31 protein-coding genes are annotated in these 24,964 nt (G+C 64.5%); all 31 read right to left on the minus strand.

The features are described from left to right. The 31 genes from P7F60_RS06185 to P7F60_RS06335 all read right to left on the minus strand — a co-directional run bounded on the left by P7F60_RS06185 (position 1) and on the right by P7F60_RS06335 (position 24,961). Positions 1-438 carry a hypothetical protein gene (locus P7F60_RS06185; protein WP_277916839.1) on the minus strand — a complete coding sequence of 146 codons (438 nt, stop codon included), beginning with the start codon at positions 436-438 and terminating at the stop codon, positions 1-3. A 9-nt stretch (positions 439-447) separates the two neighbouring features. After that, positions 448-966 carry a phage major tail tube protein gene (locus tag P7F60_RS06190; protein ID WP_277916840.1) on the minus strand — a complete coding sequence of 173 codons (519 nt, stop codon included), beginning with the start codon at positions 964-966 and terminating at the stop codon, positions 448-450. Between the two features lie 12 nt (positions 967-978). Beyond that, positions 979-2,277 carry a phage tail sheath subtilisin-like domain-containing protein gene (locus P7F60_RS06195; RefSeq protein ID WP_277916841.1) on the minus strand — a complete coding sequence of 433 codons (1,299 nt, stop codon included), beginning with the start codon at positions 2,275-2,277 and terminating at the stop codon, positions 979-981. A gap of 143 nt (positions 2,278-2,420) precedes the next feature. Further along, entirely contained in the window at positions 2,421-2,813 is a 393-nt protein-coding gene (locus P7F60_RS06200) for a hypothetical protein (RefSeq protein ID WP_277916842.1), read from the minus strand. Further along, the gene (locus P7F60_RS06205; RefSeq protein ID WP_277916843.1) at positions 2,810-3,847 is read right to left on the minus strand and encodes a glycine-rich domain-containing protein; all 1,038 of its coding nucleotides are present in this window, start codon (positions 3,845-3,847) and stop codon (positions 2,810-2,812) included. Before P7F60_RS06205 ends, P7F60_RS06200 begins: the two co-directional genes overlap by 4 nt. Then, positions 3,847-4,569, minus strand: coding sequence for a hypothetical protein (locus tag P7F60_RS06210; protein ID WP_277916844.1), 723 nt, complete (start codon positions 4,567-4,569; stop codon positions 3,847-3,849). The genes P7F60_RS06205 and P7F60_RS06210 overlap by 1 nt, the downstream gene beginning before the upstream one ends. A gap of 12 nt (positions 4,570-4,581) precedes the next feature. Beyond that, entirely contained in the window at positions 4,582-7,746 is a 3,165-nt protein-coding gene (locus P7F60_RS06215; RefSeq protein WP_277916845.1) for a DUF4815 domain-containing protein, read from the minus strand. Positions 7,747-7,755: 9 nt separating this feature from the next. After that, positions 7,756-8,487, minus strand: coding sequence for a hypothetical protein (locus tag P7F60_RS06220; protein WP_277916846.1), 732 nt, complete (start codon positions 8,485-8,487; stop codon positions 7,756-7,758). Continuing rightward, positions 8,484-9,644: a hypothetical protein gene (locus tag P7F60_RS06225; protein WP_277916847.1), complete on the minus strand. Its 1,161-nt coding sequence runs from the start codon at positions 9,642-9,644 to the stop codon at positions 8,484-8,486. Before P7F60_RS06225 ends, P7F60_RS06220 begins: the two co-directional genes overlap by 4 nt. After that, on the minus strand, positions 9,641-10,525 hold the full coding sequence (locus P7F60_RS06230; protein ID WP_277916848.1) for a baseplate J/gp47 family protein: 885 nt from the start codon (positions 10,523-10,525) through the stop codon (positions 9,641-9,643). Before P7F60_RS06230 ends, P7F60_RS06225 begins: the two co-directional genes overlap by 4 nt. Then, the gene (locus P7F60_RS06235; protein ID WP_277916849.1) at positions 10,522-10,905 is read right to left on the minus strand and encodes a baseplate assembly protein; all 384 of its coding nucleotides are present in this window, start codon (positions 10,903-10,905) and stop codon (positions 10,522-10,524) included. Before P7F60_RS06235 ends, P7F60_RS06230 begins: the two co-directional genes overlap by 4 nt. Before the next feature lie 5 nt (positions 10,906-10,910). Beyond that, positions 10,911-11,102, minus strand: coding sequence for a hypothetical protein (locus tag P7F60_RS06240; protein ID WP_277916850.1), 192 nt, complete (start codon positions 11,100-11,102; stop codon positions 10,911-10,913). Positions 11,103-11,126: 24 nt separating this feature from the next. After that, positions 11,127-11,663 (minus strand): phage baseplate protein, encoded by a 537-nt coding sequence (locus P7F60_RS06245; protein WP_277916851.1) that lies wholly within the window; start codon positions 11,661-11,663, stop codon positions 11,127-11,129. Continuing rightward, positions 11,656-12,180: a hypothetical protein gene (locus P7F60_RS06250; RefSeq protein ID WP_277916852.1), complete on the minus strand. Its 525-nt coding sequence runs from the start codon at positions 12,178-12,180 to the stop codon at positions 11,656-11,658. Before P7F60_RS06250 ends, P7F60_RS06245 begins: the two co-directional genes overlap by 8 nt. Beyond that, positions 12,177-12,686, minus strand: a complete 510-nt coding sequence (locus P7F60_RS06255) for a phage virion morphogenesis protein (RefSeq protein WP_277916853.1) — start codon at positions 12,684-12,686, stop codon at positions 12,177-12,179. The genes P7F60_RS06250 and P7F60_RS06255 overlap by 4 nt, the downstream gene beginning before the upstream one ends. After that, positions 12,683-13,102 carry a DUF1320 domain-containing protein gene (locus tag P7F60_RS06260; RefSeq protein ID WP_277916854.1) on the minus strand — a complete coding sequence of 140 codons (420 nt, stop codon included), beginning with the start codon at positions 13,100-13,102 and terminating at the stop codon, positions 12,683-12,685. The genes P7F60_RS06255 and P7F60_RS06260 overlap by 4 nt, the downstream gene beginning before the upstream one ends. Positions 13,103-13,329: 227 nt before the next feature. Beyond that, the gene (locus P7F60_RS06265) at positions 13,330-13,794 is read right to left on the minus strand and encodes a hypothetical protein (RefSeq protein WP_277916855.1); all 465 of its coding nucleotides are present in this window, start codon (positions 13,792-13,794) and stop codon (positions 13,330-13,332) included. Positions 13,795-13,906: 112 nt separating this feature from the next. Further along, positions 13,907-14,884: a capsid protein gene (locus tag P7F60_RS06270; protein WP_277916856.1), complete on the minus strand. Its 978-nt coding sequence runs from the start codon at positions 14,882-14,884 to the stop codon at positions 13,907-13,909. A 24-nt stretch (positions 14,885-14,908) separates the two neighbouring features. Continuing rightward, positions 14,909-15,286 (minus strand): hypothetical protein, encoded by a 378-nt coding sequence (locus P7F60_RS06275; RefSeq protein WP_277916857.1) that lies wholly within the window; start codon positions 15,284-15,286, stop codon positions 14,909-14,911. Continuing rightward, entirely contained in the window at positions 15,286-16,368 is a 1,083-nt protein-coding gene (locus tag P7F60_RS06280) for a phage protease (protein WP_277916858.1), read from the minus strand. The genes P7F60_RS06275 and P7F60_RS06280 overlap by 1 nt, the downstream gene beginning before the upstream one ends. A 329-nt stretch (positions 16,369-16,697) precedes the next feature. Beyond that, a complete protein-coding gene (locus tag P7F60_RS06285; RefSeq protein WP_277916859.1) occupies positions 16,698-17,903 on the minus strand; it encodes a phage minor head protein in 1,206 nt (401 codons plus the stop codon). Continuing rightward, positions 17,890-19,539 (minus strand): DUF935 domain-containing protein, encoded by a 1,650-nt coding sequence (locus tag P7F60_RS06290; RefSeq protein ID WP_277916860.1) that lies wholly within the window; start codon positions 19,537-19,539, stop codon positions 17,890-17,892. The genes P7F60_RS06285 and P7F60_RS06290 overlap by 14 nt, the downstream gene beginning before the upstream one ends. Beyond that, positions 19,539-21,206, minus strand: a complete 1,668-nt coding sequence (locus P7F60_RS06295) for a hypothetical protein (RefSeq protein WP_277916861.1) — start codon at positions 21,204-21,206, stop codon at positions 19,539-19,541. Before P7F60_RS06295 ends, P7F60_RS06290 begins: the two co-directional genes overlap by 1 nt. Continuing rightward, positions 21,203-21,850, minus strand: a complete 648-nt coding sequence (locus tag P7F60_RS06300; RefSeq protein WP_277916862.1) for a phage protein Gp27 family protein — start codon at positions 21,848-21,850, stop codon at positions 21,203-21,205. Before P7F60_RS06300 ends, P7F60_RS06295 begins: the two co-directional genes overlap by 4 nt. 3 nt (positions 21,851-21,853) lie before the next feature. After that, entirely contained in the window at positions 21,854-22,156 is a 303-nt protein-coding gene (locus tag P7F60_RS06305; RefSeq protein WP_277916863.1) for a hypothetical protein, read from the minus strand. After that, the gene (locus P7F60_RS06310; RefSeq protein ID WP_277916864.1) at positions 22,153-22,515 is read right to left on the minus strand and encodes a DUF2730 family protein; all 363 of its coding nucleotides are present in this window, start codon (positions 22,513-22,515) and stop codon (positions 22,153-22,155) included. The genes P7F60_RS06305 and P7F60_RS06310 overlap by 4 nt, the downstream gene beginning before the upstream one ends. A gap of 225 nt (positions 22,516-22,740) precedes the next feature. After that, the gene (locus P7F60_RS06315) at positions 22,741-23,106 is read right to left on the minus strand and encodes a hypothetical protein (RefSeq protein ID WP_277916865.1); all 366 of its coding nucleotides are present in this window, start codon (positions 23,104-23,106) and stop codon (positions 22,741-22,743) included. Beyond that, entirely contained in the window at positions 23,103-23,405 is a 303-nt protein-coding gene (locus P7F60_RS06320; protein ID WP_277916866.1) for an NAD(P)+ transhydrogenase beta chain, read from the minus strand. Before P7F60_RS06320 ends, P7F60_RS06315 begins: the two co-directional genes overlap by 4 nt. Before the next feature lie 87 nt (positions 23,406-23,492). Continuing rightward, entirely contained in the window at positions 23,493-24,326 is an 834-nt protein-coding gene (locus tag P7F60_RS06325; protein WP_277916867.1) for a peptidoglycan-binding protein, read from the minus strand. A 78-nt stretch (positions 24,327-24,404) separates the two neighbouring features. Beyond that, on the minus strand, positions 24,405-24,764 hold the full coding sequence (locus tag P7F60_RS06330; RefSeq protein WP_277916868.1) for a helix-turn-helix domain-containing protein: 360 nt from the start codon (positions 24,762-24,764) through the stop codon (positions 24,405-24,407). Further along, positions 24,761-24,961, minus strand: coding sequence for a hypothetical protein (locus P7F60_RS06335; protein ID WP_277916869.1), 201 nt, complete (start codon positions 24,959-24,961; stop codon positions 24,761-24,763). The genes P7F60_RS06330 and P7F60_RS06335 overlap by 4 nt, the downstream gene beginning before the upstream one ends. Between the last annotated feature and the right edge of the window lie 3 nt (positions 24,962-24,964).

Consider the following 24,964-nt stretch of genomic DNA (forward strand, 5'->3'; position numbering starts at 1 on the left):
TCAGGCTTGGGTCGTAGCGTCCGAAGACGGCGAGGTCGCCGGCGACAGTCCAGACGCTACGGACTGGAGTGCGGGAAAAAAACCGGCGAAGGCCATGCCAACGGCCATGATGTCGGCCGCGTCGATGTTATCGATGACGGCTTGGTCCTCGCCGCAGAGATCGGCGACTAGCAAGGTCAGGCCGTCGAGCTTGTCCTGGTTGAGCAGTTGGCCAAAGATTTCGCGGGCAATGGTCTTGCCGTCCTTTTCGGACGCGCCATCGTCGCCGGCAAGTATGTTGACCAGGTCTTTGCCGATCAGCGCCGCCAGCCACTTGGTGTGGCGCACCTTGGGCCGCGTCATGGTCAGCTTGACGCGCTGGGCCTCCTTGCCATCCGCGCCGGTGACGGGGACCGGAACGGAAAGCGGGATTTCGATCTGGGTTTTGAGCGTAGACATGGAAAGCCTTTAGGGGAAGAGGATGCGCTGACGGCCGATGTTGACCGCCTCGAAATTGCGAACGACCCAGCCGCCGCGCTTGAAGGAAAAGCGATGCATGATCCGGTTGTCCCAATATTCGGTGTAGTCCCAGATCGCGCCGATCTCGTTGTCGTAGCCGGTGACCTTGCCGCCGCTCATCTCCTGACCGGACAGCTTGGTCAGCCGGCCGCGCATGTCGACCGCGTGCTCATGTTCGGAGCCGTCCTCTTCGTCGATGATCAGCTTGCGGCCGGTGAACGGCAGGCGCACGCCCGGCGCACCGCCGAAATAGCCTGCGACCTCGGGCCGGTGGCTCTTGGTCTTGAAGGGGCACTTCAGGGCCTTGGTGCCCATGCCGGCGATTTCGATCTCGCCGTCCGCGCCGCCCGGCTGGAACGTCTCAAGGCTTTCCTCAAGCGTCGGGAGCTGCATGGTCTCGATCTCAAGGGCGAGATTGATGTTGTCGTTGATGATGAGGGTGAACCCTCGAAGAAGGCGCAGGGACATGATGGTCTCCGGTCAGGCGGCGGCGAGGTAGTCGGCGATGGTGCCGCCGAATTCGACGCTGACGCGGCGCTGGATATCGGCCGCGAGGTTGTCGATATAGGCTTCGTTGCGGCGCGAACCGAAGATCAGGTCTTCGAGCGGCGGGGCTTCCTCGGCGTCGAATTCGACACGGATTTTGCCCAGGCGAATGCTGGCATTGGTGTTGGCGGACCGCTCGAAATAGACCGCGCCGCCGAGAATGGCGCCGATGTCGATCATGCTGTCGATCAGGTCTTGCAGCGTGCGCATCACAGAGATGACGTGCTGCGCCGAGATGTTTTCGTCATTCGCCCAAGGGCGGAAGCCGGCGACGATGGCCTTTTCAAGCGTGGCGCGTGTGCGGACCACGTTGACGAACTGCCAGAGAGGATCGGCCGAGGTGGTGCGGTTGCCCCAAAGAATGCGGCCATTGGCCGAAAACGCCCCGCCGCTCTGCTGGATGACACGCTTGGGAATGAACGTCGCGATGCCGTTCTTGTTTAGCAGGTTGGCCTCGTGCTCGATCTCGCCGTCGAAATAGGTGACCGGCCGGGCAATGCCGAGGATGCCGGCAACTTCCTGGTTGGACGGTGAGAAATAAGGTCCGCCCTTCTGCTTGTCGCGCTTTGCGAACATCGCAGCGGCGAAGGGCGATGCCGGCTTGGCGATGATCGACGTGCCGGACTGCACGCGCACGAAGGGATCGACCAGATAGCCGAAGCGACTGGAAAAGTCGGCGGCATATTCCAGGCTGGCTTCAGCATCCGGACCGCCGGTGTCGCAGACGAAGACGCCCTTGACCTTGCGCGAGACCTGATCGAGCGCATCGGCATAGGGGTTCTTGGCGTCAGAGACGCGGCCGGCCGAACGCGCGCCACCGGTGAAGATATCGACCGAACGACCGACATGACCTTCTGCATAGGACAGCGCATGCGCGCCGGTCATCTGCCCGGCGGAGCCGACCAGTCTCGCCAGTTCTTCCTCGGCCTTCTGAACCGGATCGGTCTTTACCGAATGCGCGACACGGGCGGCGACGATGCAGACTTCGATACCTTGCGCCTTGGCGGCGTTGACCTGATCGACGGCGAGATTGCCGGGCGTGGTGCCGAGCTTCGTGACCTTGTCGACCTCATGGGAATAAAACAGCACCGGCTCATCCATCGGGAAAAGGGTGTTGTCGGCGGTCGGGTCAATGAAATTGAGGCCAATGGTCGAGCCATCGGCGACTTCGAGCGGGCGGGACGACGATCCGGCGTCTATGACGCGGACGCCGTGATTGAATTCGGTGGCCATCCATGGTCCTCGCAGGCAGTTGCGTGCCTATCAGACCATTTCGCGCGCGCGGACGCGCCCCTGACAGTGTCAGGGGCAACGCTTCAAATCCGCTTTGAGGAAGTGTCAAAGGCTTATCATCGCCGCCTTGAAGCGGCAAGACATCACAGCCCCGCCGCCCAGAGCCAGAGGGCATCGACCTGTTCGGCGGGCAGGTTCATGGCGGTGGCGATGTCGGCGATGAGGGGATGGGTGCGCTCATACGATCCGGCGGCGCGCCATTCGATCAGGGCGGCTTCGCGCTCCATCGGATCGGATACGGCCGCCGTGATCTCGGCCTCAACGTCGCCTTCGGTGACGCCGATCGAAAGAAGGCCAAGGAGGAGCTGGCGGCGGGAGAGCGCTGGATAGGCTGGTGCTGGCGAGGGGGCCTCTGGCATCGGCCCCACCAGCTCCCACCGTCCCGGGTAGGCCGCCTCGACAAACGCTTCGTCGGCGACGATCTGATTGACCGCGTCGCCGGCCTCGTTCACGATTTTGTAGATCGCAGCCGTCACGACAAAATCTCCAAGAAGATTGCACCATCCCCGCCCTTGCCAGAACCGGGCGCGGTGCTTGTTGACCCGCCAGCCGAGCCGCCTGAGCCGCCGCCGTAGGTCGCTGCCGAAGTTGTGCCGCTAGCACCAAAATGGGCGTAACTGCCACCACCGGCGAACTCACCCGGTGTATATGAGCTGTTTGACATTCCGGGATTGCCTGCGCCCGGGCCCGAACTCACAGAACTGCTGCTAGATCTTGGCCCCAGCTTATCCCAAAAGCCCATAAACGAGCGTGCGATTAACGTCGTCGCTGCGGCATCTCCCAAGCCCGTGATGCTTCCGCAACCACCGCCGAGCGTGCTATCACCCGTATTGGCAAGGTTAAAACCATTCTCACCGATTCCGGCGCCACCGGTGGAGCCCAGGCCCGATGAGGTGCCATAGTTGATCGGGCCGATGTCCCCACCACGGCATTCCGCCTCTCCGAGGAGGTTTACCGCGCCGCCGCCGGTTGCCTGAGCCAGATACGTGGACCCGTTGCCGGTCAGCGAGCCTGCATTGACATTGCCACCACGTCCACCGTTTCGATTGACGTCACCACCAGACGCGATACCTCCGAGACCGCCGTTGAGCAGCGTCGTGGTGTGCGGACTGGTCCCGTTTCTGGATGTGCCCTTTTTGCCGCCACCGGCGACGATGGCGAGACCGCCACCGGTAACCGTGGTATCGCCGCCATCGTTGCCGTCTGCCCTGGTCGGGTAACTGGTGCTTCCAACGACAGCAGCACCCCCCGCACCAATCGCAAAAGTGTAGGTAACGCCCGCCTTGAGCGTAACGCGCTTCATGACATACGCGCCGGCACCGCCGCCTGTGGCTAAGGAAACGGCATAGCCACCTGCATTTGCAACGCCGCCGGAGGCACCGCCACCGATGGCATGGATGATAACATCCATGTCCCTGTCAGGCGTGAAGGTGCGCGACGTCAGAAAACGGCGCCATTCGCGCGTGGGGGAAAGCGCGGTGCTGCCCAGAAGGCTCTCACGAATACCCATTAGACAAGCCTCCAGGCGCCGGAATAAAATTCAAGGATCAGCGACGTCGGCACGCCGATCACAAGGTTGGCGGTCGCGCCGTCGAAGGTCGCGCCTGCGAAATTGATCGTGCAGGGCGTGTCCTTGATCGCGCTTTCTGTGACGATACCGATCCGGTCGCCAACAGCCGGCGATGCGGGAAAGGTGCAGATGATGCCGGCCGTGATCAGGTAGGCGTTGCCAGCAGAAGCAGCGAAGTTGGTATTCTTCGTCTGCAAGATCAGCTTCCCGGCTTTGGCATTGATCGACGTCGTCAGGGTCGCGACTGCGGTGGCGATTGCACTCGCCCGCGCGGTCGCCTCGGCTGTGTCGGCGTCGGCCCGGGCCTGCGCCTCGGCCGACACCATGCCGTCCACCGTCGCCCGGCTGTAGACATTGGCGGCGTTGGCCTTGGTCGCGAGGCTCGCCATGATCGCCGCGACCGCATCGTCATTCTCGGCGAGCTTGGCCGCGACTTCGGCCAGGGTGTCGAGCGCGGCGGGCGCGCCGGCGACCAGGGCATTGATCGCCGCCGTGATCGCCGGGCCGATATCGGCGGCATTGGCCTTTTGCCCGAGCGCGAGCAGCAAGGCCGCGATCTCAGCATCGACGGCGGTGAGCGCGGTGTTGATCCGCGCTGCGCCGTCGCGTTGCGGCTGGTCGGGATCGATCAGCGGCAGGTTGCGGTTTGGTGTCTCAGTCATGGACTACTCCGGTCAGACCGTCAGCGGCATGACGACGAGGTCGGACACGCGCGGGCGATGCAGCGCCGAGCCGGTCAGCGTCACCCGCACCCGCGTGGTCGGCGCGCTGAAGCCGGTCAGCTTGTGGGTGTAGCGTTTGTAGCCTTCGCTATCGTCGGCCACGCTATCCAGCGGCACGGACGTCCAGGTGCCGTTCGTCTGCTGGACGTGGACGGCGACGGTCGCCGTGCCCGGAATGCGGGCGCGATACTCGGCCTGGACGGTGCGGTTGGAACCGCAGTTGAAGGCCCGGCTGACATAGGTGTCGCTGGCCGACAGCACTCCAAGCACGATCAGCGGATCGGGGAACAGGATCGGCGAGGCATTGGCGACGCCGCGTAAGATTGCCTTGACGGTCAGGTTTTCATTGAGCGCCGTATCGAGGGAGACGACAGCGCCGGGCGCAAGCTTGATCTGCTGGCCGTTCGGCCGCTCGAAGATGAGATCGACACCGGTGGCGGCGGCCGGGATATCGACGCCGGCAAGGGCGAGGATATCGGTCAGCGCCGTCGCCTGGATGGTGCCAAGCTCGATGGTGCGGGTCGATTGCGTGAACACCGGCCGCCGAACCTTGAAATAGGCGTCCAGCTCCTGATGGATCGTCCAGGCGCGGTTGTTCGAAGACGAACCGAAGACGCCGACCTGATAGGGCTGGGCCGTGACCCAGCGCTGCAGATGCGCATCGAACTTGCCCAGCTCGGCGACCGCGATCGCGTGATCGGCATCGTTGGTGAGCCAGACGACGGTGACTTCGACGCCGCCATCGATCCAGGGCAGCGTCGAGAACACCAGCTCGACATCCGCCACGGTGTTGACCTGATGCATGTCGATCGTGACTTCCGCCAGCACCGTGCGGCCGGGCTGGCCCTGCACCGCATCCCGCAACTGCACGACGACGGGTTCGTTCTTGTTGCCGATCTCGGCGAAGCGGAAGACGAAGCCGCCGAAGTGCATGCCCTCGGGCGGCGCGGTGAACGACTGATAGACCGGATCGAACTGCTGGAAGATCGTCGTGACGCGCCGGCGCTCCTCGATCGTGATCGTGCCACGGCCGGTATAGGTGGCCGTGCCGCGCGAGCCGCCAGCGCCGACCGCCTCGACCGTCTTGGTGCCGGCCGGGATGTTGGCGGGCACGGTGAACAGGCCGGCCAGCACGCCGAGATTGTTGGCGGCAGGCTTCGGGTTCGGCGTCACGTCGATGCCGTCGAATTTCAGGGTGGCGAGCTGCTCGCCCGCGCCGAAACCGGATATGGAAAACTCCACCGAACGCGTGCGCAGGAATTCGGCCGCCACCGTAGAGCGCGACAACAGCACGTCGGTCGAGGTCGAGCCCGAACCGCCCTGGGACGGGGTGCGCATGATCGTCTGTGTGATCGGGCTGGCCCATTGCGTATCGATCTCCACCCATTCGTCGATCGACGGCGTCAGCGTCACCTTGGCCGGGACCGGAGCGAAGCTCTGGTAGGGATTGATCTTGAAAGCTCTGGTGAACAGGGGCTGCACGATCACGTCTTCCAGCGTGTAGTTGAGCGTCCAGCCGTTTCCGCCGGTGTTGATGTTGTCGAGCGTGGCCGCGATCGACAGCGTCAGCTCGCCGTTGACGATCGATGCCGTCTGGGCAATGCCGGCGTCGCGCTGATCGTCATTGTCGAAGTTGTCGGCGAAGATGCCGTTGACGGCGGCGGGGTTGCGGGCCGAGGCTTCGGACTGAAGGCGGATGCGCGCCAGCTCCTGGCGGTTCTCGACGACCGCATCGCGGATCGCCTTCAGGTCGGATTTCGGGAGCGCCTGGATGGCGGTATCGCGCACCAGGGGATAGCCCGTCGTCCACCGCTGCTCGATCTCGGCCAGCTCCAGCAGGCCGGCCGGCAGGCTCGGGCGCTGCGGATTGTAGGGCGAGGCAACGCCCTTGATGCGATGCACGGCGTTCAACCGGTCGAGCGCGATCAGGTCGAAGCGCGGCATCTTCCACGAATAGTCGATATCGACTTCCGAGCCGGTGACCGCGCCGGCGACGGTGACCGTCGTGGCCGTCTGCGCCGTGGGCGCGATGGACTTCTTGTAGCGGTAGGTCACCGAATAGGAGCTGCCGGGCGACGGCTCGCTGCCTGCCGGCGACCAGTCGATTTCGTCGCCAAGGCGGTTGTAGGACGTGACGGCCGTGTAAGTTGTGCCGCCCTGCTTGACCTCCATGATCTGCTGGATTTGCGCGTCGGGCAGCGGATCGCGCCCGCCGCTCGACTGGCCGCGCGTGACCGACACGGTCTTTTCGGTGAGCACGCTGACATCGTGGATGGTGGCGATCGGCGTGCGGTTGAGGGTGATGACCAGGCTGCCGGAACCGCCATCGGTGAACAGATGCGGTTCGGCGTTGATGCGCTCGAGGTCCGGATCCTCGACATAGGTCAGGCGTACCGAGGACGGACGGTCGATCTTGCGGCCATCGACGTTGGCGACGCCTTCAGCCAGCGAATAGTTCTGCGCGCCGGCCGTCGTGTCGAGATAGGTGACGCCGCAGCCGCGGGCGACATAATGGCCGTTGCTTTCGCGGTCGTAGCGCTCGACCAGGGCGGAAAAGGCCGTCGCATCGGTGGCCGGCGCGGTATCGACCACGACGCCGTCGCGCACCGTGTAGACGGCGAAGAAGCTGTAGGCGACGTCGGCCGTATCGGCCAGCGTCTCGGCGGTCGAGCCCCAGCGCGGCGTTTCGACAAGCCAGTCTGCGCGCGGCAGGCCATGCGCATCGAGCGCCCGCGTCGGGAAATTCTGGCCGATCAGTTCCGGGTCTTCGAGCGAGGTGACGACGCGGGTTTCGAGGATGACACCGACCAGCACTTCGCCGGAAACCGGGATCGTCAGCGTGGCGGCCGCCAGATCGCGCATCATGCCCTGGACATAGACCTGGCCGGCATCGAGCGTGGTCGCGCCCGTCTGGGCGTTGACGAGGATTTGCGCGCCGCGCAGCACCTGGCCGTCGCGGAAGATGGCGTCGGCAAGGCCGCGCCGGGAATGGCGCTCGGCGCTCAGGCCTTCATTGAGGTCTTGCGCGAAGAAGTATTCGCCTTCCTGGAACAGCGGCTTGGCGCGGTGCTTTTCGGGATCGAAGGCGTCACGGTAGTAGAGCGGAAAAGACGGCATGGTCGGCCCTTAGATTTCGAGGATGATGGACATGGCGAGGCCGACCGTGCCGTCATGCGGCACGGGGCTGCGATGCTTGGCGATGACGCAAGCGCCCGAGGTGACGATGTCGGCCGGCTCGAAATAGGTCTGGCCGGGCGGCAAGCCGGCATCGACGGCGCAGCCGGAAAACAGCGCATATTCGCGGATGGGATCGCCGACGCCATCGGTGGCGTTGAGCACGGCCGAGAACAGCAGCATGCGCGTCGGGGTCGCCGAGAGGGCATACTTCGCGCCCTCGATGACGACGAAGGGCGCGCCGGCATCGTTGGCCTCGGCAAAGGGCAGGATGAACTGCACCGACGAAACCGGCACGCGGCCGACTTCATCGACCAGCACCTGCGTCGTCAGGTCGGGCTCGGGAACCCTTGCCGTGTAGCTGACCTGTAGGGTGGCGCCGCCGGCGATCGCGCCCGACACCACGCGCTCGATCGCGCCCGTCGCGGTGCTGATCAGGTAATCGGTGCCGACCTGATAGAGCGTGACACCATCGGCCGAGCGGATGACCGGCGCGGTCACCGGGACATGCGTCGGGTTGATCTGGGCCTTGCCGTCGCCGTCCAGCGCCAGCAGCACCTGTTGCTGGCTTCCCCACCAGTTCTGGCCCGCCCCGAAAGCGATCATGAAATGATTGGCGATGGCGGCGAGCGCCTTGTATGCGGCGGCGATATCGGCGCGGCCGCGCGTCTTGAGCACGCTCATGTGGTCTCCTCTGTTGCCTGGACACGCGGGCTGCTGCCGAGGGCATCATCGCCCCAGGGCAGGCCCGACCAGGGCGCGTTGTCGAGTGTGGCGATGGTGCCGACATGGGCCGGGCCATCCGGCGTGTCGGCGGCAAGGATGGAAGGCGCGACGGTGACGGCCGCGCGGTCGAGCAACTGCTCGCGCAGATCGACAGTCGCGCCGGCATCGACCAGGGCGGCAAGGTCGATGGGGTCGGGGATGCGCAGCACGCGCTCGATCTCGGCCGGGCGAAGACGCTGGCCGAACCGGTAGGACGCGAGCATCGGTGTTTCGCCCGACAACAGGCGATAGGGCACAAAGACGGCCTGGCGGCCGGCGAAGCGGGTGCGTCCGCCGACGACGCCGGCGACCGGCAAGGCGGCATCGATGGCGCGATGGTCCGCAAGCGCGCCGGTCAGCGACAGGCTGTCCGACAGCTCCATAGCAAAGACCGGGCCGGCCTTCGGACGGCTGCAGAAGCGGGAATTGCCATAGATGATATCGCCGCGCAGGCTGGCCCAGGCGGCAACCGTCAGCGTTTCGGCCGCAGACACTTTCGTCGAGGCGGGCCAATGCATGACGCCCGTGGCCCGGAATGACAGGCGCGGCCAATCGGGGCGGACATCGATGCCGGAAAAGCGACCGAAGATCGCGCCGCCGAACCGGGACATGCCGCCGCGCACCGGGCGAATGTCGTAACCATGGACCAAGCGGAAAAAAATGCTGTCGCTCGACTTGGCAAACAGCTCCACCGCGATCAGCCGTTCCAGCTCCGCGCGCCAGGGTACGCGGTCGAGATGGATATGATAGCGGTCATAAAGCGCGGAACCGATCTCGCCGTCCTCGAAACGGATGGACCAGCCGACCCACGACAGCGCCTCGACGGATGCCGCCGGCGTGCCGCGAAGGGTGAGCCATGCCGGACCCTTGTCCCAGAGGGTCGCCCAATCGACATAGGGCATCATCGCCTGCAGGCCGGCATTGCGCAGCAGCCACGGCATCCAGCCATCGGGCATGACGGTGCGGCCGATCTGGGGAACGAGGTCGAGAGCCTCGGCAAGACGGCCGAAGCTATCGTTGGCCTCGGCGATTGCCCGTGTGGCTGGCGGCTGGCCGGAAACGAGGAGACCGCTCAACGCTTCCTCCCCGCCAGCCTGGGCGTGATCGAGCGGATGGCATAGGCGCGTGAAGGATCGGCGACCAGGTCGGCCGTGGGCGCGACGATGGCAATCGAATAGACGTCGCCGGCATCGAGCAGCCGCGTGAGATAATGGTGGGTCAGGTCGCGATCCAGCGCCTGTTCGGCATTGTGCGTGGCCTTGGCATCGGCGGCCAGTTCTGCCAATCGGCTTTCGGCCGCATCGGGAAACAGCCAGACGTCGGCGACCACGTCGATCTCGTCGATGATGGCGCTCTTGACGGTCGGCATGACATTGCGGGGACGCACGCCGGCTGCGGTCAACCGTGCCGAGACGGTATCGAGCATCGCCCGATCCGGCACGCCGCCATTGTCGCGCGCCAGCAGATAGATATCGAGCTGGCCCTGGCCGCGATAATCGAGGCCGATAGAGCGCACGCGCGCATCGGCGGCGCGGGCATGGGTCAACCACCATTCATCCGGGCCTGCGGCCGATGAGCCAGCGCGCGCCTCGATGATGCGGGCGGCATAATCTGCATCGCTCTCCCCGGAGTGACGAACGACGCCGGCGGGATGCGCAGGCACCTTCGTCGCCAGACCGTGCAGGTCCACGTCGCCGTCCTGGGCATAATCGACCAGCAGCGCCGCGCGGGCGACGTCATTGCTGCGGGCGATCAGGAACATGTCGCCCTTCGCTGCGGCTCCGAGCGCGATGACGGCGGTTTCGTTCTCGATCGACTGCGTATCGTAGGCAGGCAGGTCGGGCAGGCGCTGGCGCATGTCGGCCCACGATGCCAGGAATTCGGCAATGCGCTGCGACCGCAGGATTTCGTAATCGTATTCGGCGTGGATCGTGGGGGCGGGATAGGAAAAGGTCACGCTGCCTCCAGCATCCAGTCAGTCGACTGGCGTTCGTAGACGCTGAAATCGCCGAGGTGGCCGCGCGGGAAAAACACGCCGGTCAGCAGAAAGACGATGCGGCCGCTGCGCGCGCCGCTCGCCACGACCTCGATGTCCTGCAGGCGGAAACCGGGCTCGCCGCCGTCCGGATCGGACAGAGCCTCGGCGATCGCGGCGAAGAAGCGGAAGATCGTCGCCTCGGACAGGTTGTCGTCCTGCAGCTCCGGCACCTCGCTGCCGAGGTGGTAACGCATTTCGCGGGTGCGGAAGAGCGTGCGAAGGCAACGGCGGATGCACTGCTGGCAATGCGCCCATCCCGTCAACAACTGCCCCGTGCGCTCGTTAAGCCCCACCCGCATGCGCGTCAGGCCTCGGCCGGCTTGGAGGGTTTCTTGGCGACTTCCGGTTTCGCGTCCGGGCGGCGCAGTTCGCCGGCATCGAGCGCATAGACAGCTTCCTCTTCGGTGAGCGGCAAGGCACTGCCTGCTCCTGGCGAGCGCCGGCCGGCGACCCAGAGGCCGGCCTTTTCGGTGACGATGAAGTCGATTTTTTCCATGTTCAAAGCTCCTTTGAAGCGTCTTCAGGGGATGGGGTCGCCGGAAATCTGAGAGCCCCGAATGACCTTGTCGTGCTTGTGCGTCTTGCCGACCGGAACATTGTCGTGCGTCAGGTCAGCCGCCTTGACGTCAACTTTGCCGGTGGCTTCGAGCACGATGGCCGAGCCCTTGATGCGCACCGGCCCGTCATGGGCGATGATGAGTTCGCCTTGCTTCTTGTCGGTCGGGTTGGCGGCCGATTGGGTGTAGCCGTCGCGGATTGCGATCGAGGCCGCGCCGATCTCGCCGTTGGGCGACAGAAGCCGCATCGGATCGCCCTTCTTGACGGGGAAATGGGTGCCGCTCTGGCCGGCCGCTTCCTGCACCTGCACCCAGGGCGAGAGAAAAGCCTTGCCCGTGCGCTTGTCCTTCGGACCAAGCTCCAGGCGGACGAGATCGCCCTTCACCTCGGCGACCGGTCCCTGCAGGATGACGTTCGACAGGCGACGATCCTGATCGTCGATATGCTTGTAGACCTTCCGAAACTCGCGGGCGATGGCCTGGGCGTCGCGCTCATGCATGGTCGCCACCCTCGGAAAGGTCGATCTCCTCGCCGTTGACATACAGCTCCTGCAGGAGGACGCCGGCTTCGTCGAAGATGTTGTCGCCGAGGTGGCGCAGCTCCTGCGACCAGAGCACGGCCATGACCGCGACGCCGCGCTGTTTCAGGGAACCGGAAACCACGGGCTCGATGCTGGGCTTCTCCGGTGCGCCGAGCCTGGTCAGGCCCCAGAGCTGGCCAGAATGCAGTTGCGTGGCGATGGCCTCCGCCAGCGTCCAGGCCGTATCGTCGCGGTCAGAACCGTCGGTGACAACGAAGGCGGCGCAATCCAGCACGGCGGAAATGCTGCCGGCCGGCAGGTCTTTCAGGGTGACCTTCAACACGGAGACGCGGACTGCCGGGCAGCGAATGACGTTGCGCTCCAGTTCGTCCAGGTCGAAGCGGCCGAACTGCGTTTCAGCGGAGCGAAGCGCCGGCGCAATGGTCTTGATGCGGGCAACGACAGCGCTGCGGAAGGTCTCGACGCGGCCGGTCATTGGACAAGCTCCGAGAGCCAGGACTCGGTTGCGAGAATGATCTTCGTCAGATCGTCAGGGGAAAGCCCGAGATAGGGGCGCGCTGGCATGGTTACGCTGGGCATGTTGACCGACTTTGCGAAAACGAGCCGCCCACCGACCTTGAACGCCAATGCCTTAGCCGACCTTGGTTCAATCTTCCGTGCAGGAATGGTTCCGCCCATTTGATGAATGCGGGCATAGACCAGGCCGGAGCCGACGACGACACTGTCGGCGCTGGCAACATAGTCGATCGAGCGTTCCAGCGCGCCGGAGCGATAGAGGATCGCAGTGCCGGCGCGGTTCGCCTTCCAGGCAGCGCCGGCCGGCGATGTCTTGGTCGAGCGGATACGGTTGCGAGTGCTTTCCTGCACAAGCCGGCCGATGCCTTCGGCCAGTTCTTCGGTCGGGGCGTTGGCGATGCCCTCGATCTTCAACAGGGCTTCGGTCAGCCCCTGTTCCTTGACCTCGAAAGCGACGCCGCTCATGGCAGGCGCTCCCGCGAGAACATGCGCGGCGATGCCGAGAAGAATGCGCCGCCGGCGGAGGTGCCGGGATCGGTGGAAACGCGCGGTTCGTCCTCGCCGAGGCCGGCCTTGCCGTCCGCGATGCGCTTCAGGAGATCGACCGTCTGCTTGTAGCGCTCTTCGATCGTCGTCGTCAGCGCCGTGTGGCGGATCGCCAGCATATAGACGGCGATGTTGGCGCAGGGCGTGATCAGCGCCGCCGGCGCTGCGGCGAGTGGAAGCGGATAGCGGGCGGACAGATACAGATCGATTTCGCCGCTGGCGCGGGCGAGCGCGCCGCCGACCGCCTCGGCGGTATCGACGTCCTCAGGCAGGAGATCGCCGATGAAGTCGGCTCCCCATACCTCTTCCAACTGTTCGCGGCTGGCGTAGATCATGATCGCTCCGAAATGGGGTGGGAGGCGGGCTAAGCCCCTACGTTCGAACGTTCCCTATCCGGCCGAGGCCGGGTCGATGGGTGCTGACCGCCTCGCGAGCGGGACCAGACCTCCCCAGGTATTGGTGCTGCTGTTTTCTGGCGGCATCGTTTCCGCCAGTGGGGCTTCGGGCTTGCTACCGGTCTGACCCGGCTCCGCCGCTCGCAGCGCTCCCCGCCCGGTATTCGTCAGATGGCGTCGTAGTCGTCGAGTTCGTCGAGCGTCGTGTCGTCGATGTCGGCCGGCAGGTATTCGCCGGGTGCGTAGGTCTTGCCGCGATAGCGGATTTCCTGACGGGCGCGTGGGCCTCGATCGCTGGGCAGGTCTGCCGTGATCGTCACCGATTGGCCATCGGCGGATACGAATGTCGTCCCCGCCTGCGGTTTGTTGTCGGCCGTATCGCCACCGACGCCAGCAGCCGCCACCTTCATATTCTCGATCATCAGGTTCAGCGCGGCATCGCGGTCGGCTTCCGGCAGATCGTTCCAGGCCTCCGGCTGCAGACCGGATTTCTGAAACGCGAGCATGACGACTTCGCCGAGCTGGACGGACTTGCCCTCGGCAATCTCGATCTGAGCCGGCAAGGTGTTGGAGCCGTTCAGCGTCATGTCCTCGGGGATTTTCACAGGTGCGGTGCGTGTGGGTTTTGCCATGGTGGCCTCCGGTTCTTGGGAAAGAGGCGGCAGCGCCGCTTGCCAAAGAACCGCCGGCGACAGGGAGGTGTGTCGCCGGCAGGCGGGCGATCTCTGCGACCGCCCGACGAAATCAGGGCACGGCGTTCTGGATCAGGTAGCCGACCGACTTCGCGGCAACCAGTTCGCGCACGCGCTCGCCGACGCGGACACGCTCGCCGCCGTTGAGGCCGATATCCGGATCCGGGATCGAGCCGGAAATGCGCCCGCCGAGTTCTGCCGTGAAGCCCCAGGAGATGACCGAACCATCCGCCTGCTTCTTGCTGGGATCGAGGTACAGCAGCGCGACAGAGTTGCCCCAGACACGGGACAGGTTGACGGACTGTCCCTTGCGGGCAAGGTTGACCTGGGCCATGCCGACCAGGAAGTTTTCCAGCGGGATTTCAAAGAGATCGGCGAACTGCGCCTTGGTGATCGCGCCGTCTTCCGTCAGCCCGCCCTTCACCGCCTTGATCAGCTTCGGATTGCGCTTGATTTTCGACCAGACGGGCTGGCCCATGACGATATGGTTCGGGCGATAGACCAGCGTCTTGTCCATGCCTTCGTCGATGACGCCGTAAGGATCGGAATTCGCGAAATCCGAGAAGCGATCCGTGCCGGTCAGGACGATCTTGCGCGAGGCGTCATAGTTGTTCGGGTCTTGAACCACGGCGGCGGCGCGCACCTCTCGGCCGAGTTCGACGAGGTTGGTCAGGCCTTCGACGGCCATGTTGCGCGGATCGATGTTCGACAGCCTGGCGGCGCGGGCACGGGCGGCGGCATCGATGTCCGATTGCGGGATGGCATCGTCCAGGCCGTAATCCTTGATAGAGCTGTCGCGCTCCTCGGCTGTGAACTCGACCTGGGCCGGGCGGCTCTTGCGGCCGACTTCGAGATCAGGAACCGTGAAGCCCTGGCCCAAAGGAAATTCTGTCCACTTGAACTGTTCGGACAGGACGGGAACGCCGGGAAGGACGCGATTGTAGATCAGCGTGCCGGCCGGATTGCGGTAGCCGATCGCAATCGCGGTCAGCGTCGGATCGACAGGAAAAGGCCTATTGACGGTGGACATGGAAAACCCCTCGGGAAATCAGCTTCAGGCGGACGGCTTCGTGAGGATGCCGGGCGCGATCTGGTAGGAAATGATGTCGTCGGCCGCGCCATCGGACATGGCGAAGCCGATGGTGCGAACCACCGTGCTGGCAGTCGGCACGGCCTTGACCGCCTTGCTGGCCCCGTTGACGGTCAACGGATCGCCGGCCGAGACGTCGCCGCCCAGGCGAACCTCGGACCAGCCGGTCATGTCGATATCGACCATGCCGCCCTGAGGCGCGCCCATCGAGCCGGCCGCGCCGACCAGGGCGTCCGTGGGCGCGGTGGCGAGCGTGACGCCGCCGGTGCCATGCTTCAGGACGAGGTAGCCGGCAATGGCGACCAGCGCGCGAAAACCCTTGGTGAGAAGCGGATTGGTCATCAGCCTGCGGCCTTTACGTGTTCGACGGCTTCGGAAATGGAGACGAGGATGCCGAGCGCGGCCTGATCGTCCTGGTACTTGCGCGCCTTGGAGGCGAGCGCCGTGGGATTGAAATCGTCGGCCGGGTCGCCGGTCTTGATCGCGGCCTGACCAAGCGGCGACGGCGCGCAGATGACCGGCAGGGTGGCGGCCAGCGCCGTGAAGCGTGCAAGCCCGCCTTCGGCCGCACACATGGCGCGATAGCTCTCGCGCGATGCTGGCGTGATCTTGCCCTCGGCCGAGGCCTTGTCGAGCGCGGTTTCGATTTCGCGATCCGCATCCTTCTTCTGGATAGCGGCGAGCGCTGTCTGGGTGTCCTTCAGCGTGGCCTTGACGGTCGCCAGCTCGGAGGCGTTCGGAGCGGCCTTCAGCGAGGCGAGCGCGGTTTCGGTTTCGCTCTGCAGCGCCGTGACGGCGGCATTGATCGCGCTGGCATCGCTGCCGGCATCGATCTTCAGGAGCGCGCAAAGGGCAGTGCTCTGCTCTTTGCCGGCGGAGATTGCGGCCAGGACCGCCTTTTCGTCGGCATCGTCAGCGAGGCCGAGCGCGGCGGCAATTGCCTTCAGGCTCATGTCGGTATCCTTGTCGTTGGGTTGCTGTCGGCTCAGCGCCGTCATGACCAGCGCCGGCCGATTGACGAGGCCAGCGCCATTGAGCTGCACGATCACGCCCTCTCGGGTGTGACCGAAGTCGGGGGAAACGAAGCGGTATTCGCGTTCGACGATCTTGCGGGCGGCGGAGGCCGTCCATTCGACGCGGCCCCAGACCGCGCCATCGCGCTCCTCGACATCCGTGATCCAGCCGGCCGCCGGCGCTTCCTCGCCGGCCGGAGCCTTCAGCGCCTGACCGTGCTCATAGTCGATGGCGAGCGGCCCCTGATTGGCGGCGAAGGCCGCGACGACGCGCGCCGGCTCCAGCGTCCAGCGCCGGCCATCACGAGCGGCGATCGCCGGCCCCTTCGGGAACAGCTCGATCCACTCCGGCGGCTTGTCGGCGACGGCGGCCAATTCGGTGAAAAAGGGTGTTGCGGTGGCGGTTGTCATGGGGGCATAATGGCCGGGCGGCAAAAGCCCCGCGCCCCTGACAGTGTCAGGGGCAAGCCGCAGGGATCACATTCCCCGCGCATCCGTCCGCCCAATCAAAAACAGATCGAAAATTGAAGCGCTTTTGAAGCCCGTGGGCGCGCTTCTAACCCCTATGGGCTATGACGAGGCATGCACGCGGGCCAAGCGGCTGTACGGGCCTCTATTTCGCTTTCGTCCGCGCCCTTGAAAACGCCAACCTTCTGGGCAATATTGCATTCAGGCGCGAGCAAGGTCGACCGGGACGGCGAGCAGTCGGACCCGAGAGGGAGTGCCGCCCCTCCGCGCCATCATTCCATCAAGCTTCCGCTGCGTTTCGCCCGCTCAATCGCCTTGAGCGTTTCCGCCTCGCTCTTGCGATGGAAGCTGGTCAACCACCATTCCTTGCCCTCGGCCGCCGATTTGACGACGACGCGCCACCACGTTCCCAGCGCCGCGCCGACCAGGCGCACCGAACGCGAGCCTTCCTCGCGCATGGCGGCGGTCGGAGACGTGAGCACCGAGATCGCGGCGCGGAATTCGTCAACGCTGAGACCTCGGGCCGAATGTTCCGTCAGGATGTGGGCAACGCTGTCGGCCGAGAGGCGAACCAGTGGCGTTTCCGCCCCCATCGCCTCGACGATGCGGGCCGGCAGCTGAGCCACCGGCACGAAACCTTGCTTCAGCCGCCCCTCGGCGAATGCCTTCAGCACCGGCGACGACACGATGTCCTCGATGGCGCTGCGCTGGCGCGAGGCCGGCATGGTTTCGATGCGGTCCGTCAGGAAGCGCGAGACGTTGGCGGCGCGGTGCTTGCCGGGATTGGTGTCCCAGCCGGGATCGACGCCTTCCGGCACCATGACGGTTTCGCCGGTGCGCTTGTTGCGCCACGGGCGTTCGGCAGGCTGCGGCGGCTCCTCGCCATCCCAGCCGAGATCGACGGCCTGTTGACGCGATACCTGGCGCACGCCGCATTTGCAGCCCCAGCCGTTCGGCGGATACAGCCGATCCCAGATCGGATCGTCCACCGGCGCGACCGTGCCGACATAGCGCAGGTGCTCCAGGCGCTTGTTCTCGGAAACCGAGCGCAGATAGATCAGGAACGGGAGGAAGCGCTTGTTGCGCTGGGTGCGCTCCCATTCGCCGGCCGCGTGCGCCGTGGCGGTGTTGGCCCAATAGATCGTTTGCAGACGGCGAGGCGATCCGAGCTGGACGGCGCGCAGCTCGCCGGTCGCCGGATCGGCAGCTTCCTTTTTCCCCCACCAGCCTTTCACCTGCAGGATCGGGGTCAGGCGGGCGCTAAACTCTTCGAAGGGCACGCGGTTGGTGATGGCGTCCTCGACCGCCGCCCTGACGTCGTCGAGGATGTCATAGCCGGCCGATTTCGCGACGGTGAAGCTGAAGGCGTGTTCGGCAGGCGCGATGTCGCGCCAGTCGAAGCTTGGCACGTTCGCCTTGGCGTCGAAATAGCGGGTGACCTCGCGCGGCGCTGTCTTGAACAGATCAGGCGCGTCCATCGCCGGCGTCTCCCAGGCCGCGCGCCTTCATCTGCAGTTTCGCCAGCCGATCGGCGAGCGGGCCCGCATCCATCTTGGCGACCAGGTCATCAAGCCCGGCCTCCAATTCGGCATAGCTCGATGCGCGTTCGAAGAGGCTTTGAAGCGGCTTCACGATCGGGCTCAAATCCTCTTCCCAATGGTCAAGCGCATCGTCGACCAGGGCGTCCAGCTCCGGCGTCTGGTCGGAGGCGATAGCGTGATAGCCGCCGCAGTTCTGGCACTGCGGCTGAAGGCGGGCCGCTGCCTTGGTCGGCTCCGGGACGTCTTTCGGCAGATCGTCGGGTTTTGTCGCCGTCTTGCCGGACGGCGCGCCAGTCTCGGTATCCGATGGCGTTTGCGTCTTGCTGGCAGGAACAAGCAACTCGTCACCGTCTTCGGGTTCGTCGAAACCGATCCGCTCGCGCACCTCGGACATGCTGATCTTCAGCCCGAGCGGCACAAGCTTGTCGATGGCGTCCACCAGGGACTTGACGTCCTCGGCCTCGACAATCGGGATGACCAGGCGCGGATAGCTGTCGCGCGGGCCAAAATTCAGATCGACGAACGGGCGGACAAGATCGCGGTTTGCGGTGATTTCGGTTTGGCGCGCATCGGCGCGGGCAATGTCGTGGCGGACGTTTTCATGGACGGCGGCCTGGCCGAGCGACGATCCGTCGTCGGTGGTCATCGTCTGGCCGAGAACGCCCTTGGATACCTGCCGGTCAAGATATTCTGCCTTGGCCGAGAACACGGCGTTGCCGGTCCCGCCCTTCGCCTCGATAAACTCGATGTCCATTTCCTTCGGGATCATCGCCGCAGCATCCGAGGAGATATCGCGCAGGGCCTGCAACATGACGCGCCGATCGTCGAGGCTGGCGCCGGTGCCATAGCGGCCGACGCGGAGCGGCATGCCATAAATTTCCAGAAAAGCCATCCAGTCCTTCAGGGTGTAGGACTTGAACAGGAAAGCCCACGCCGCGAGACGGGCAAGGCCGGCCTTGATTGGCAGGCCGCTTTTCAGCTTCGGGCGATGGACGGAAAACTGGTATGGCGGCAGATCGACGCCCTCGATGTTGCCCGGAGCCTTGAACCGCAACGTACGGCCATCGCGCTGGTCGATGACGAAGTGCCGCTGGTCGCGCCATTCGTACCGGGCAGGAAACCAGTCCTTGCCGGATCGGTCCCATACCGTTTCGACGATGGAATATCCCTTGCCGAGAGCGTCGAGGAGATCGGTCAGGTAGTCGTCAACGAACTCGGGTTGCTCGATCAACTCGCGAACGGCATCGGCGATCATCTCGTCCTCGGCAGAGTTCGAGGCGGCAACGACGATCGGCTTGATGCCGGTGATCGCGCGCTTGCGGGTGCCGAGCACGGCGGCATAGTGCAGATCGCGCTCCTCCATCTCGCCGGCGAGCACGAAGAAGCGATCCGGATAGCCGTTCCCGGCGGCGCGCAGGACCTCGGCCATCGCCATCGGCGTCAGGCCGCTGACGATCGTCTCCGACCAGACGGAATGAATGCCGCCGAGCGTCGGCGCGGCGAATTCCTTGCGCAGCGAGGCCGAGGAGACCGGGTTTCCCCACTGGTCGATGATACGGGGCGTGGTGGCCATCAGTGAAGCCCTCGGGAAATGTTGGGGATGAGGCCGCCCATCGAGGGCGATTCGAACATGGGCGTGCCGCCCAGGCTCTCAAGCTTGCGGGTCGGCGTGTATTCGTAGGCTTCGAGATCGGCGCGGCTGGCGAAATAGGCGAGCGCGCCGGCGATCGCGGTGTCGCCATGGCGGTCGTAGCCGTCGCTGCCCTTGGTGCGATAATCGTCGGGCACCTTGATATAGCCCCGGACATAGGCGAGCGCCTGGTGATCGTCGCGGATGTCGATGTCGAAGGGCAGCAAGACCAGCTTGTCGGAGAAGGCCATGACATAGGCGGCCATTTCGGTCTTGTACCAGGCTTCCGAAAACTTCACCTCGATAACCTTGGAGCCGTAGCGCTGGGCGGCCTTTTCGGCGAGGTATGCGCCGTTACCGCCGCTGTCGAGCGCACCGCCGGCGAGACGCGGCAAACCATCGACGACGAAGAACAGGATTTCCCGCTGCTGGTCGAAGGGGACGTTGTGCAGCTCGACGACGAACGGCACGCGGCGCACCATGTCCTGGCCGATTTCCATCGGCACGATGGCGGTGGCATCGCCCTTGCGGCCGAAGTCCTCGCCGAACACATGCTGGCGGCGCGGGTTGAGCCGCGCCAGCAAGGGGGCAACTTCCTTTTTCAGCCAGGCCTTCGTCTGCTCGGTTCGGGTCTCCTCCGGCAGCATCTTGAAATCGTCCGAGCAAGCCCAGCGGACAACCGGAATGCCGGGGCGCATGCAGCTCTCGATCAGGACGCTGGTCAGCGCCGCGCCCTCGGCCTCGGCCGGGATCGCGTCCAGCTCCTGGCGCATCTTCGCGGTACGCGTGCCATAGGCCTTGCGGATCGTAGCTTCCCACTTGTCCTGCTCCTCCTGCGACCAGTCCTCGCCCTTGATCAGGCAGACGCGCTTATAGAGGCCGTTCTTAACGGCATCGCCGAAGGTGTAGGTATGGACGCTGTAGCCGTTTTTGCCGGCGCGGGCTTCCTTGATCAGCTCATTGAACGGGTTCGTCATGCCGTTGTGAGACGAGATGATGCGGATTTTGCCGCCCCAGATCAGCAGGGCGCTGACGGCATCGAGCACGGCGAACACGTCGCGATGGAAGGCCGCTTCGTCGATAACAACGGTGCCCTGCAGACCGCGAATGTTCTCCGGCCGGCTCGACAGGGCTTCGATGCGGAAGCCCGAGGCGAACCGGATGATATAGCTGGAAATGGCCTGGGTGCTGCCGTCCTCGCGGATGTCGAAGAAAATGCCGTCCTCGATCGTCAGCATTTCCTTGGCGACGGTTTTGGCGAAGTGTGCGCAATAGCCGACGAATTCACGGCCTTTCGGCTTGCTGTCCGGGATGTAAAAGACGTTCTGGCCGCCGGCCGAGCGCTGCGCCGCCGCGATCAGGGTGCAGTCCAGGGCCTCGGCGAATGTGATGCCGGTTCGACGGCCCTTTTCGCAGACCTTGAGGATACTGTCGTCGGCGATCCAGTCGGCCTGATGCTCCATCAGCACGCCGTCTTCGAACGGATCGAGATTGTCGGGGATATCGCCGCCGCGCGGCAGCTCGACCGGCAATTCGTCCGGATCGAGCGGCATCACGGGCGGATCGACCCATTGACCGCGCGGCAGGCCCGGTGCGGGTGTGGCGATCATTCGTCACTGCCTTCCGGCGCTGGCTTCGGTTTCTTCGGACGGACACCAAGGAATTCGCGCTTGGCGCGGGCGATGGCCTCCTTGGATATGCCGGGCTCGGATGAAAGCATATCCAGGGCTTTTTCCGCCTTCTCCTTCATCTCGGTTTCGATCCGGTGAGCACGCTCCTCGGCCTCCAGCTTCAGACGGCGGTTGGCGCTAGTTGCCTGGGCGCTCGCCAGGCTCTTCAGGGCACTACCCAATTCCATGGCCGATTTGGTCGTGAGCTTGCCGCCGATCGAAGCCATTGCCGTTTCCAGCATCAGCGCCTTGATCGCCTCGGCTGCAATGATGGTCAGATCGTCGGAGCCGGCCGCATCGAACCGATCGGCAAGGGTCGATGCGATCTCGCGTGCCTGCTGGATTGTTTTCGACAGGTTCGCCAACCGCGTCGAATGGCGACTGAAGCTACGATAGTGCGGAATGTCGAAATCAAGGCCCTGCTCGCCCTGCAGGGCGATGAGCTTTTGCTTGAACTCGGCATAGACGTCCACCTGGGTACGGTCCATCTTCCCCAGTTCCTGGGCGGCCCAGGCGACGATCGGCTGACATTCGTCCGGCAGCCTGTCGATAGACGACAGCCAGCCGCGCCCCTTTCTGCTCATCGCTTATCTCCCGCTCGGGCGCTGCACGCCGGGAATGCTGACGAGACCCTGAAGATGAAATTCGCCACGCTCAGCCAGGCGCGCGACTTTGACGCTTTCGGCCTGGATGATGGTCACCGCATCCATGCTCTGCAGGAAGCGGTATTGCTCTTCAATCCATTCGCGCGGCTTGTCGATCAGCAGCTTCGTCAGGAGATAGGTTCGCATCCGCGCCGACGACATCGCCTTGTTGTCTTCCTTCGCCAGTTCCTTCAGGATTGCCAGCCGCGCCTCTTCTTCCATTCTCACCTCCATGGTCAGTTTCACTTCTTCACCTGATCGAGCAGGAATTCTTGCAATCGGACGCTGGTGGCGGCGATCGGATTGAGACGTTCGTCCATGGCATTGAGGCGGCCGGAGATTTGGGCATCCATGGAATTCAGACGACCCGATATCTGAGCCAGGGCGAGTTCGAGGTTATGTGCCGTGTCCCGGTTGGGCAGATGCTTGAAATCGCTCTCGACGGCCTGGATGCGCCGATCATGCTCAATGAGCTTTTGATCATGCTTTGAAATCTTCTCGGCATTTTCTTTCGCCGGAGAACCGAGGATATTCTTGATCGCGGTCAGAAAAGCGATGATCGAAAGGGCAGCCGTAATCCACGGCAAGATGATGGCGAGGTCCAAAACCATTACTCTCCGGCTCCGGTTGTCGTCACGGCCGGGTTGACGGCCGCCGCGCGGCGGGCCTCGCAAACGCGCAAAGCGGTTCGGTCGGCTCCCCAATAGCTCTGCGTTTCGGGCTCCGAGAGACGGCGATCGGGAAGCGCCACCGGAGCGGCGCACTTCCTCTTCGCTTCGGGCGGCGTCTCACGCTCGACGATCACGGTTCGCACAACTGGCTCCCATTTCTCATCGCTGGTTGAGCAACCGCACGCGCTCGCGGCCAAGACCACCATTGCCATCGTCCGGCAGAGCAGCATTCTCGATCTCCAATTCACGCGCCCGTTGCTCGGCGGCCGCGACCTGGTCGCGGGCGGCGTCCTGCGCGGCCATCGTCTGTTTCAGGTTCTGGGCGATCTGCGCATTCGCAGCGGCATTGCTCCGCTCGATCTCGGCCGCCCAATGCGCATCGCGCTCGGCTTTCATGGAGGATCGTGCGGTTTCGACCATACGATCCACGGTGCTGAGTGCCATGACCCCCAAAAACATGGCGGCGAGGATCATGGCTCCGAATATGACGAGCGGCCCACCGACCTTGGCCAGCAGCGCGCTCATTGTGTTTCTCCTGCCGGATCGTCGCGGGCATCGTAGGGTGGCGCACCCGATGACAGGGGCTGCGCCGCGGCCGCTCTATAGTCGGCCGATCCGAAGCCGCGATGGATGCCGAGCAACGACGCGATCAAGAGCACCATCGACGGAAAGGTGATCTGTGCCAGTTCGATGGCTTCGGGTACGCGCAGGAGCGCGCCGATGACGACGGCAAAATTGATTGCCCAGGAACTGCCGAACGAAATCCAGAGCATCTGGCGTGTCGTCGTATAGCCGGGCTTCTGCAGGACGCGGGTTAGCTGCATGTCGTCACCACGAAGGAGGATTGAGGAAGAGGAAAGCGGCAGCGGCGGCCAGCATGACCAGGAGAAAGGTGGTGTCCGCGCGCAAGGTCAGTCCCCGGTCAGCATCACCCAGGTCGCGCCGTTGGCGATCCCGGTCGGCGGCAGGCCTTTGCGGCGCTGCCAGTCCTTCAGCGCAAGCTCCGTCGCCGGCCCAAAGTCGCCATCGATGGCGAGCGTGTAGCCCGCTTTGGCAAGCCAGTATTGCAGCCGCTCGACGCCCTTATCGTCCATCAAGCCGCGATGGAGGATCGGCCATTCGTCGCGGCCAGTATCGAGGGTGGCGCTCGCCATCGCCTTGGCGATCTCGGCTTTGGCGCGGCCGAGCTTGACCTTGCGATCTTCAAGACCGTTTCGACCGCCGTTGATGATGCGGGTGACCGCAAGAATGTCGTCGCGATCGGCATGACGGTTGAGGCCACGCGTGATCCAGAAATAGATGGGCGAATAAGCGACCCAGCGATCCGCCAGCACCAATTCCGGCCGACCCTCGAAGTCGGGCGCATCGGCGGAAACATACTCCCGCATCCAGGAGGTGAAGGCGCGGTAGTTGCCCCGCCCGGTCAACTGGAAGGGACCACGGCCCTTGAAGCGCTTGCCATCGCCGACATGGAGGTTGCCGAGGTCAGCACGGCCTTCGTAGGCCGCGCCGCTGGCATATTCCTCCATGGTGCAAAAGCTGTCGCTCTCATGCGCCATCTGGCCGGTGAAGTGAGCCATCCGCAAGGGGCGGTCGATTTCGAAGCGCTGCATGAGAGCCGGCAGGTGCTCAGCCAGGACGCCGGCATGCGCACGGCGGCTCGCTGCCTTGGCATCGGGCACCGGCCCGCCGATGCGGCAAAGCATTTCCGTCGTGAAAATGGATGGCAGATTTTCGGGGGACATGTTCGGCTCCGATTGATTGGAGCCATATTGCTGATCGTGGTCGGCACTCTCGCCCCTGACAGTGTCAGGGGCACGCCCTTAGAAAAGGGAACCTTGCCGATCATCCTTGTGGTTCTTACGCGCCCGATACGCGGAGCGGATATGCATTCCCGCAGCGGCAGAAGCCTCGGCGGCGGAAGCGCCATCTTTGAGCGCTGCAATCAGCCGCCGGCGCTGCATCGAAAGCTTCGCCATCGGAATGATGATGCGGCTCCCGCGATAGTGATCGCAGATTTTGCGCGCGGCCTCAAGGCCAACGGCCCTGGTCAACCAATGATCGTCCGTGGCGGCAACAGGAACATAAATCTCCTGGCCTCCCTTGGCCATGGCAAGCTCAAGCGCGGCCTCGGAACCGGCGATACGCTCGATCTCGGCGATGATAAGCGGCAGGTCGCTCATGGGCGGTCCCTGCGAAGCTGGTTTTCGAGCTGGATTTGCTCAAGGGTCAACTGCTGGAGCTTCATCACCAACACGACGCGGCGATGGCAATGCGGGCGCAATTGCTCGATCCGCTGGCACAGCTCCGCCCGGCGCTGGGCGAGACGATCAATCTCGACCTGCTTTTGCCAGGACATGAGCGGCAGCGTGTCGGCCATGAA

Source organism: Rhizobium sp. YJ-22 (assembly GCF_029601685.1).
In the GTDB taxonomy this organism is placed as follows: Bacteria; Pseudomonadota; Alphaproteobacteria; order Rhizobiales; family Rhizobiaceae; genus Metarhizobium.

Coding starts and splice junctions, on each gene's coding strand:
- P7F60_RS06185 (WP_277916839.1), bottom strand. CDS start 438: ATGTCTACGCTCAAAACCCAGATCGAAATCCCGCTTTCCGTTCCGGTC.
- P7F60_RS06190 (WP_277916840.1), bottom strand. CDS start 966: ATGTCCCTGCGCCTTCTTCGAGGGTTCACCCTCATCATCAACGACAAC.
- P7F60_RS06195 (WP_277916841.1), bottom strand. CDS start 2,277: ATGGCCACCGAATTCAATCACGGCGTCCGCGTCATAGACGCCGGATCG.
- P7F60_RS06205 (WP_277916843.1), bottom strand. CDS start 3,847: ATGGGTATTCGTGAGAGCCTTCTGGGCAGCACCGCGCTTTCCCCCACG.
- P7F60_RS06210 (WP_277916844.1), bottom strand. CDS start 4,569: ATGACTGAGACACCAAACCGCAACCTGCCGCTGATCGATCCCGACCAG.
- P7F60_RS06215 (WP_277916845.1), bottom strand. CDS start 7,746: ATGCCGTCTTTTCCGCTCTACTACCGTGACGCCTTCGATCCCGAAAAG.
- P7F60_RS06220 (WP_277916846.1), bottom strand. CDS start 8,487: ATGAGCGTGCTCAAGACGCGCGGCCGCGCCGATATCGCCGCCGCATAC.
- P7F60_RS06235 (WP_277916849.1), bottom strand. CDS start 10,905: ATGCGGGTGGGGCTTAACGAGCGCACGGGGCAGTTGTTGACGGGATGG.
- P7F60_RS06240 (WP_277916850.1), bottom strand. CDS start 11,102: ATGGAAAAAATCGACTTCATCGTCACCGAAAAGGCCGGCCTCTGGGTC.
- P7F60_RS06245 (WP_277916851.1), bottom strand. CDS start 11,663: ATGCATGAGCGCGACGCCCAGGCCATCGCCCGCGAGTTTCGGAAGGTC.
- P7F60_RS06250 (WP_277916852.1), bottom strand. CDS start 12,180: ATGACCGGCCGCGTCGAGACCTTCCGCAGCGCTGTCGTTGCCCGCATC.
- P7F60_RS06255 (WP_277916853.1), bottom strand. CDS start 12,686: ATGAGCGGCGTCGCTTTCGAGGTCAAGGAACAGGGGCTGACCGAAGCC.
- P7F60_RS06260 (WP_277916854.1), bottom strand. CDS start 13,102: ATGATCTACGCCAGCCGCGAACAGTTGGAAGAGGTATGGGGAGCCGAC.
- P7F60_RS06265 (WP_277916855.1), bottom strand. CDS start 13,794: ATGGCAAAACCCACACGCACCGCACCTGTGAAAATCCCCGAGGACATG.
- P7F60_RS06270 (WP_277916856.1), bottom strand. CDS start 14,884: ATGTCCACCGTCAATAGGCCTTTTCCTGTCGATCCGACGCTGACCGCG.
- P7F60_RS06275 (WP_277916857.1), bottom strand. CDS start 15,286: ATGACCAATCCGCTTCTCACCAAGGGTTTTCGCGCGCTGGTCGCCATT.
- P7F60_RS06280 (WP_277916858.1), bottom strand. CDS start 16,368: ATGACAACCGCCACCGCAACACCCTTTTTCACCGAATTGGCCGCCGTC.
- P7F60_RS06285 (WP_277916859.1), bottom strand. CDS start 17,903: ATGGACGCGCCTGATCTGTTCAAGACAGCGCCGCGCGAGGTCACCCGC.
- P7F60_RS06290 (WP_277916860.1), bottom strand. CDS start 19,539: ATGGCCACCACGCCCCGTATCATCGACCAGTGGGGAAACCCGGTCTCC.
- P7F60_RS06295 (WP_277916861.1), bottom strand. CDS start 21,206: ATGATCGCCACACCCGCACCGGGCCTGCCGCGCGGTCAATGGGTCGAT.
- P7F60_RS06300 (WP_277916862.1), bottom strand. CDS start 21,850: ATGAGCAGAAAGGGGCGCGGCTGGCTGTCGTCTATCGACAGGCTGCCG.
- P7F60_RS06315 (WP_277916865.1), bottom strand. CDS start 23,106: ATGAGCGCGCTGCTGGCCAAGGTCGGTGGGCCGCTCGTCATATTCGGA.
- P7F60_RS06320 (WP_277916866.1), bottom strand. CDS start 23,405: ATGCAGCTAACCCGCGTCCTGCAGAAGCCCGGCTATACGACGACACGC.
- P7F60_RS06325 (WP_277916867.1), bottom strand. CDS start 24,326: ATGTCCCCCGAAAATCTGCCATCCATTTTCACGACGGAAATGCTTTGC.
- P7F60_RS06330 (WP_277916868.1), bottom strand. CDS start 24,764: ATGAGCGACCTGCCGCTTATCATCGCCGAGATCGAGCGTATCGCCGGT.
- P7F60_RS06335 (WP_277916869.1), bottom strand. CDS start 24,961: ATGGCCGACACGCTGCCGCTCATGTCCTGGCAAAAGCAGGTCGAGATT.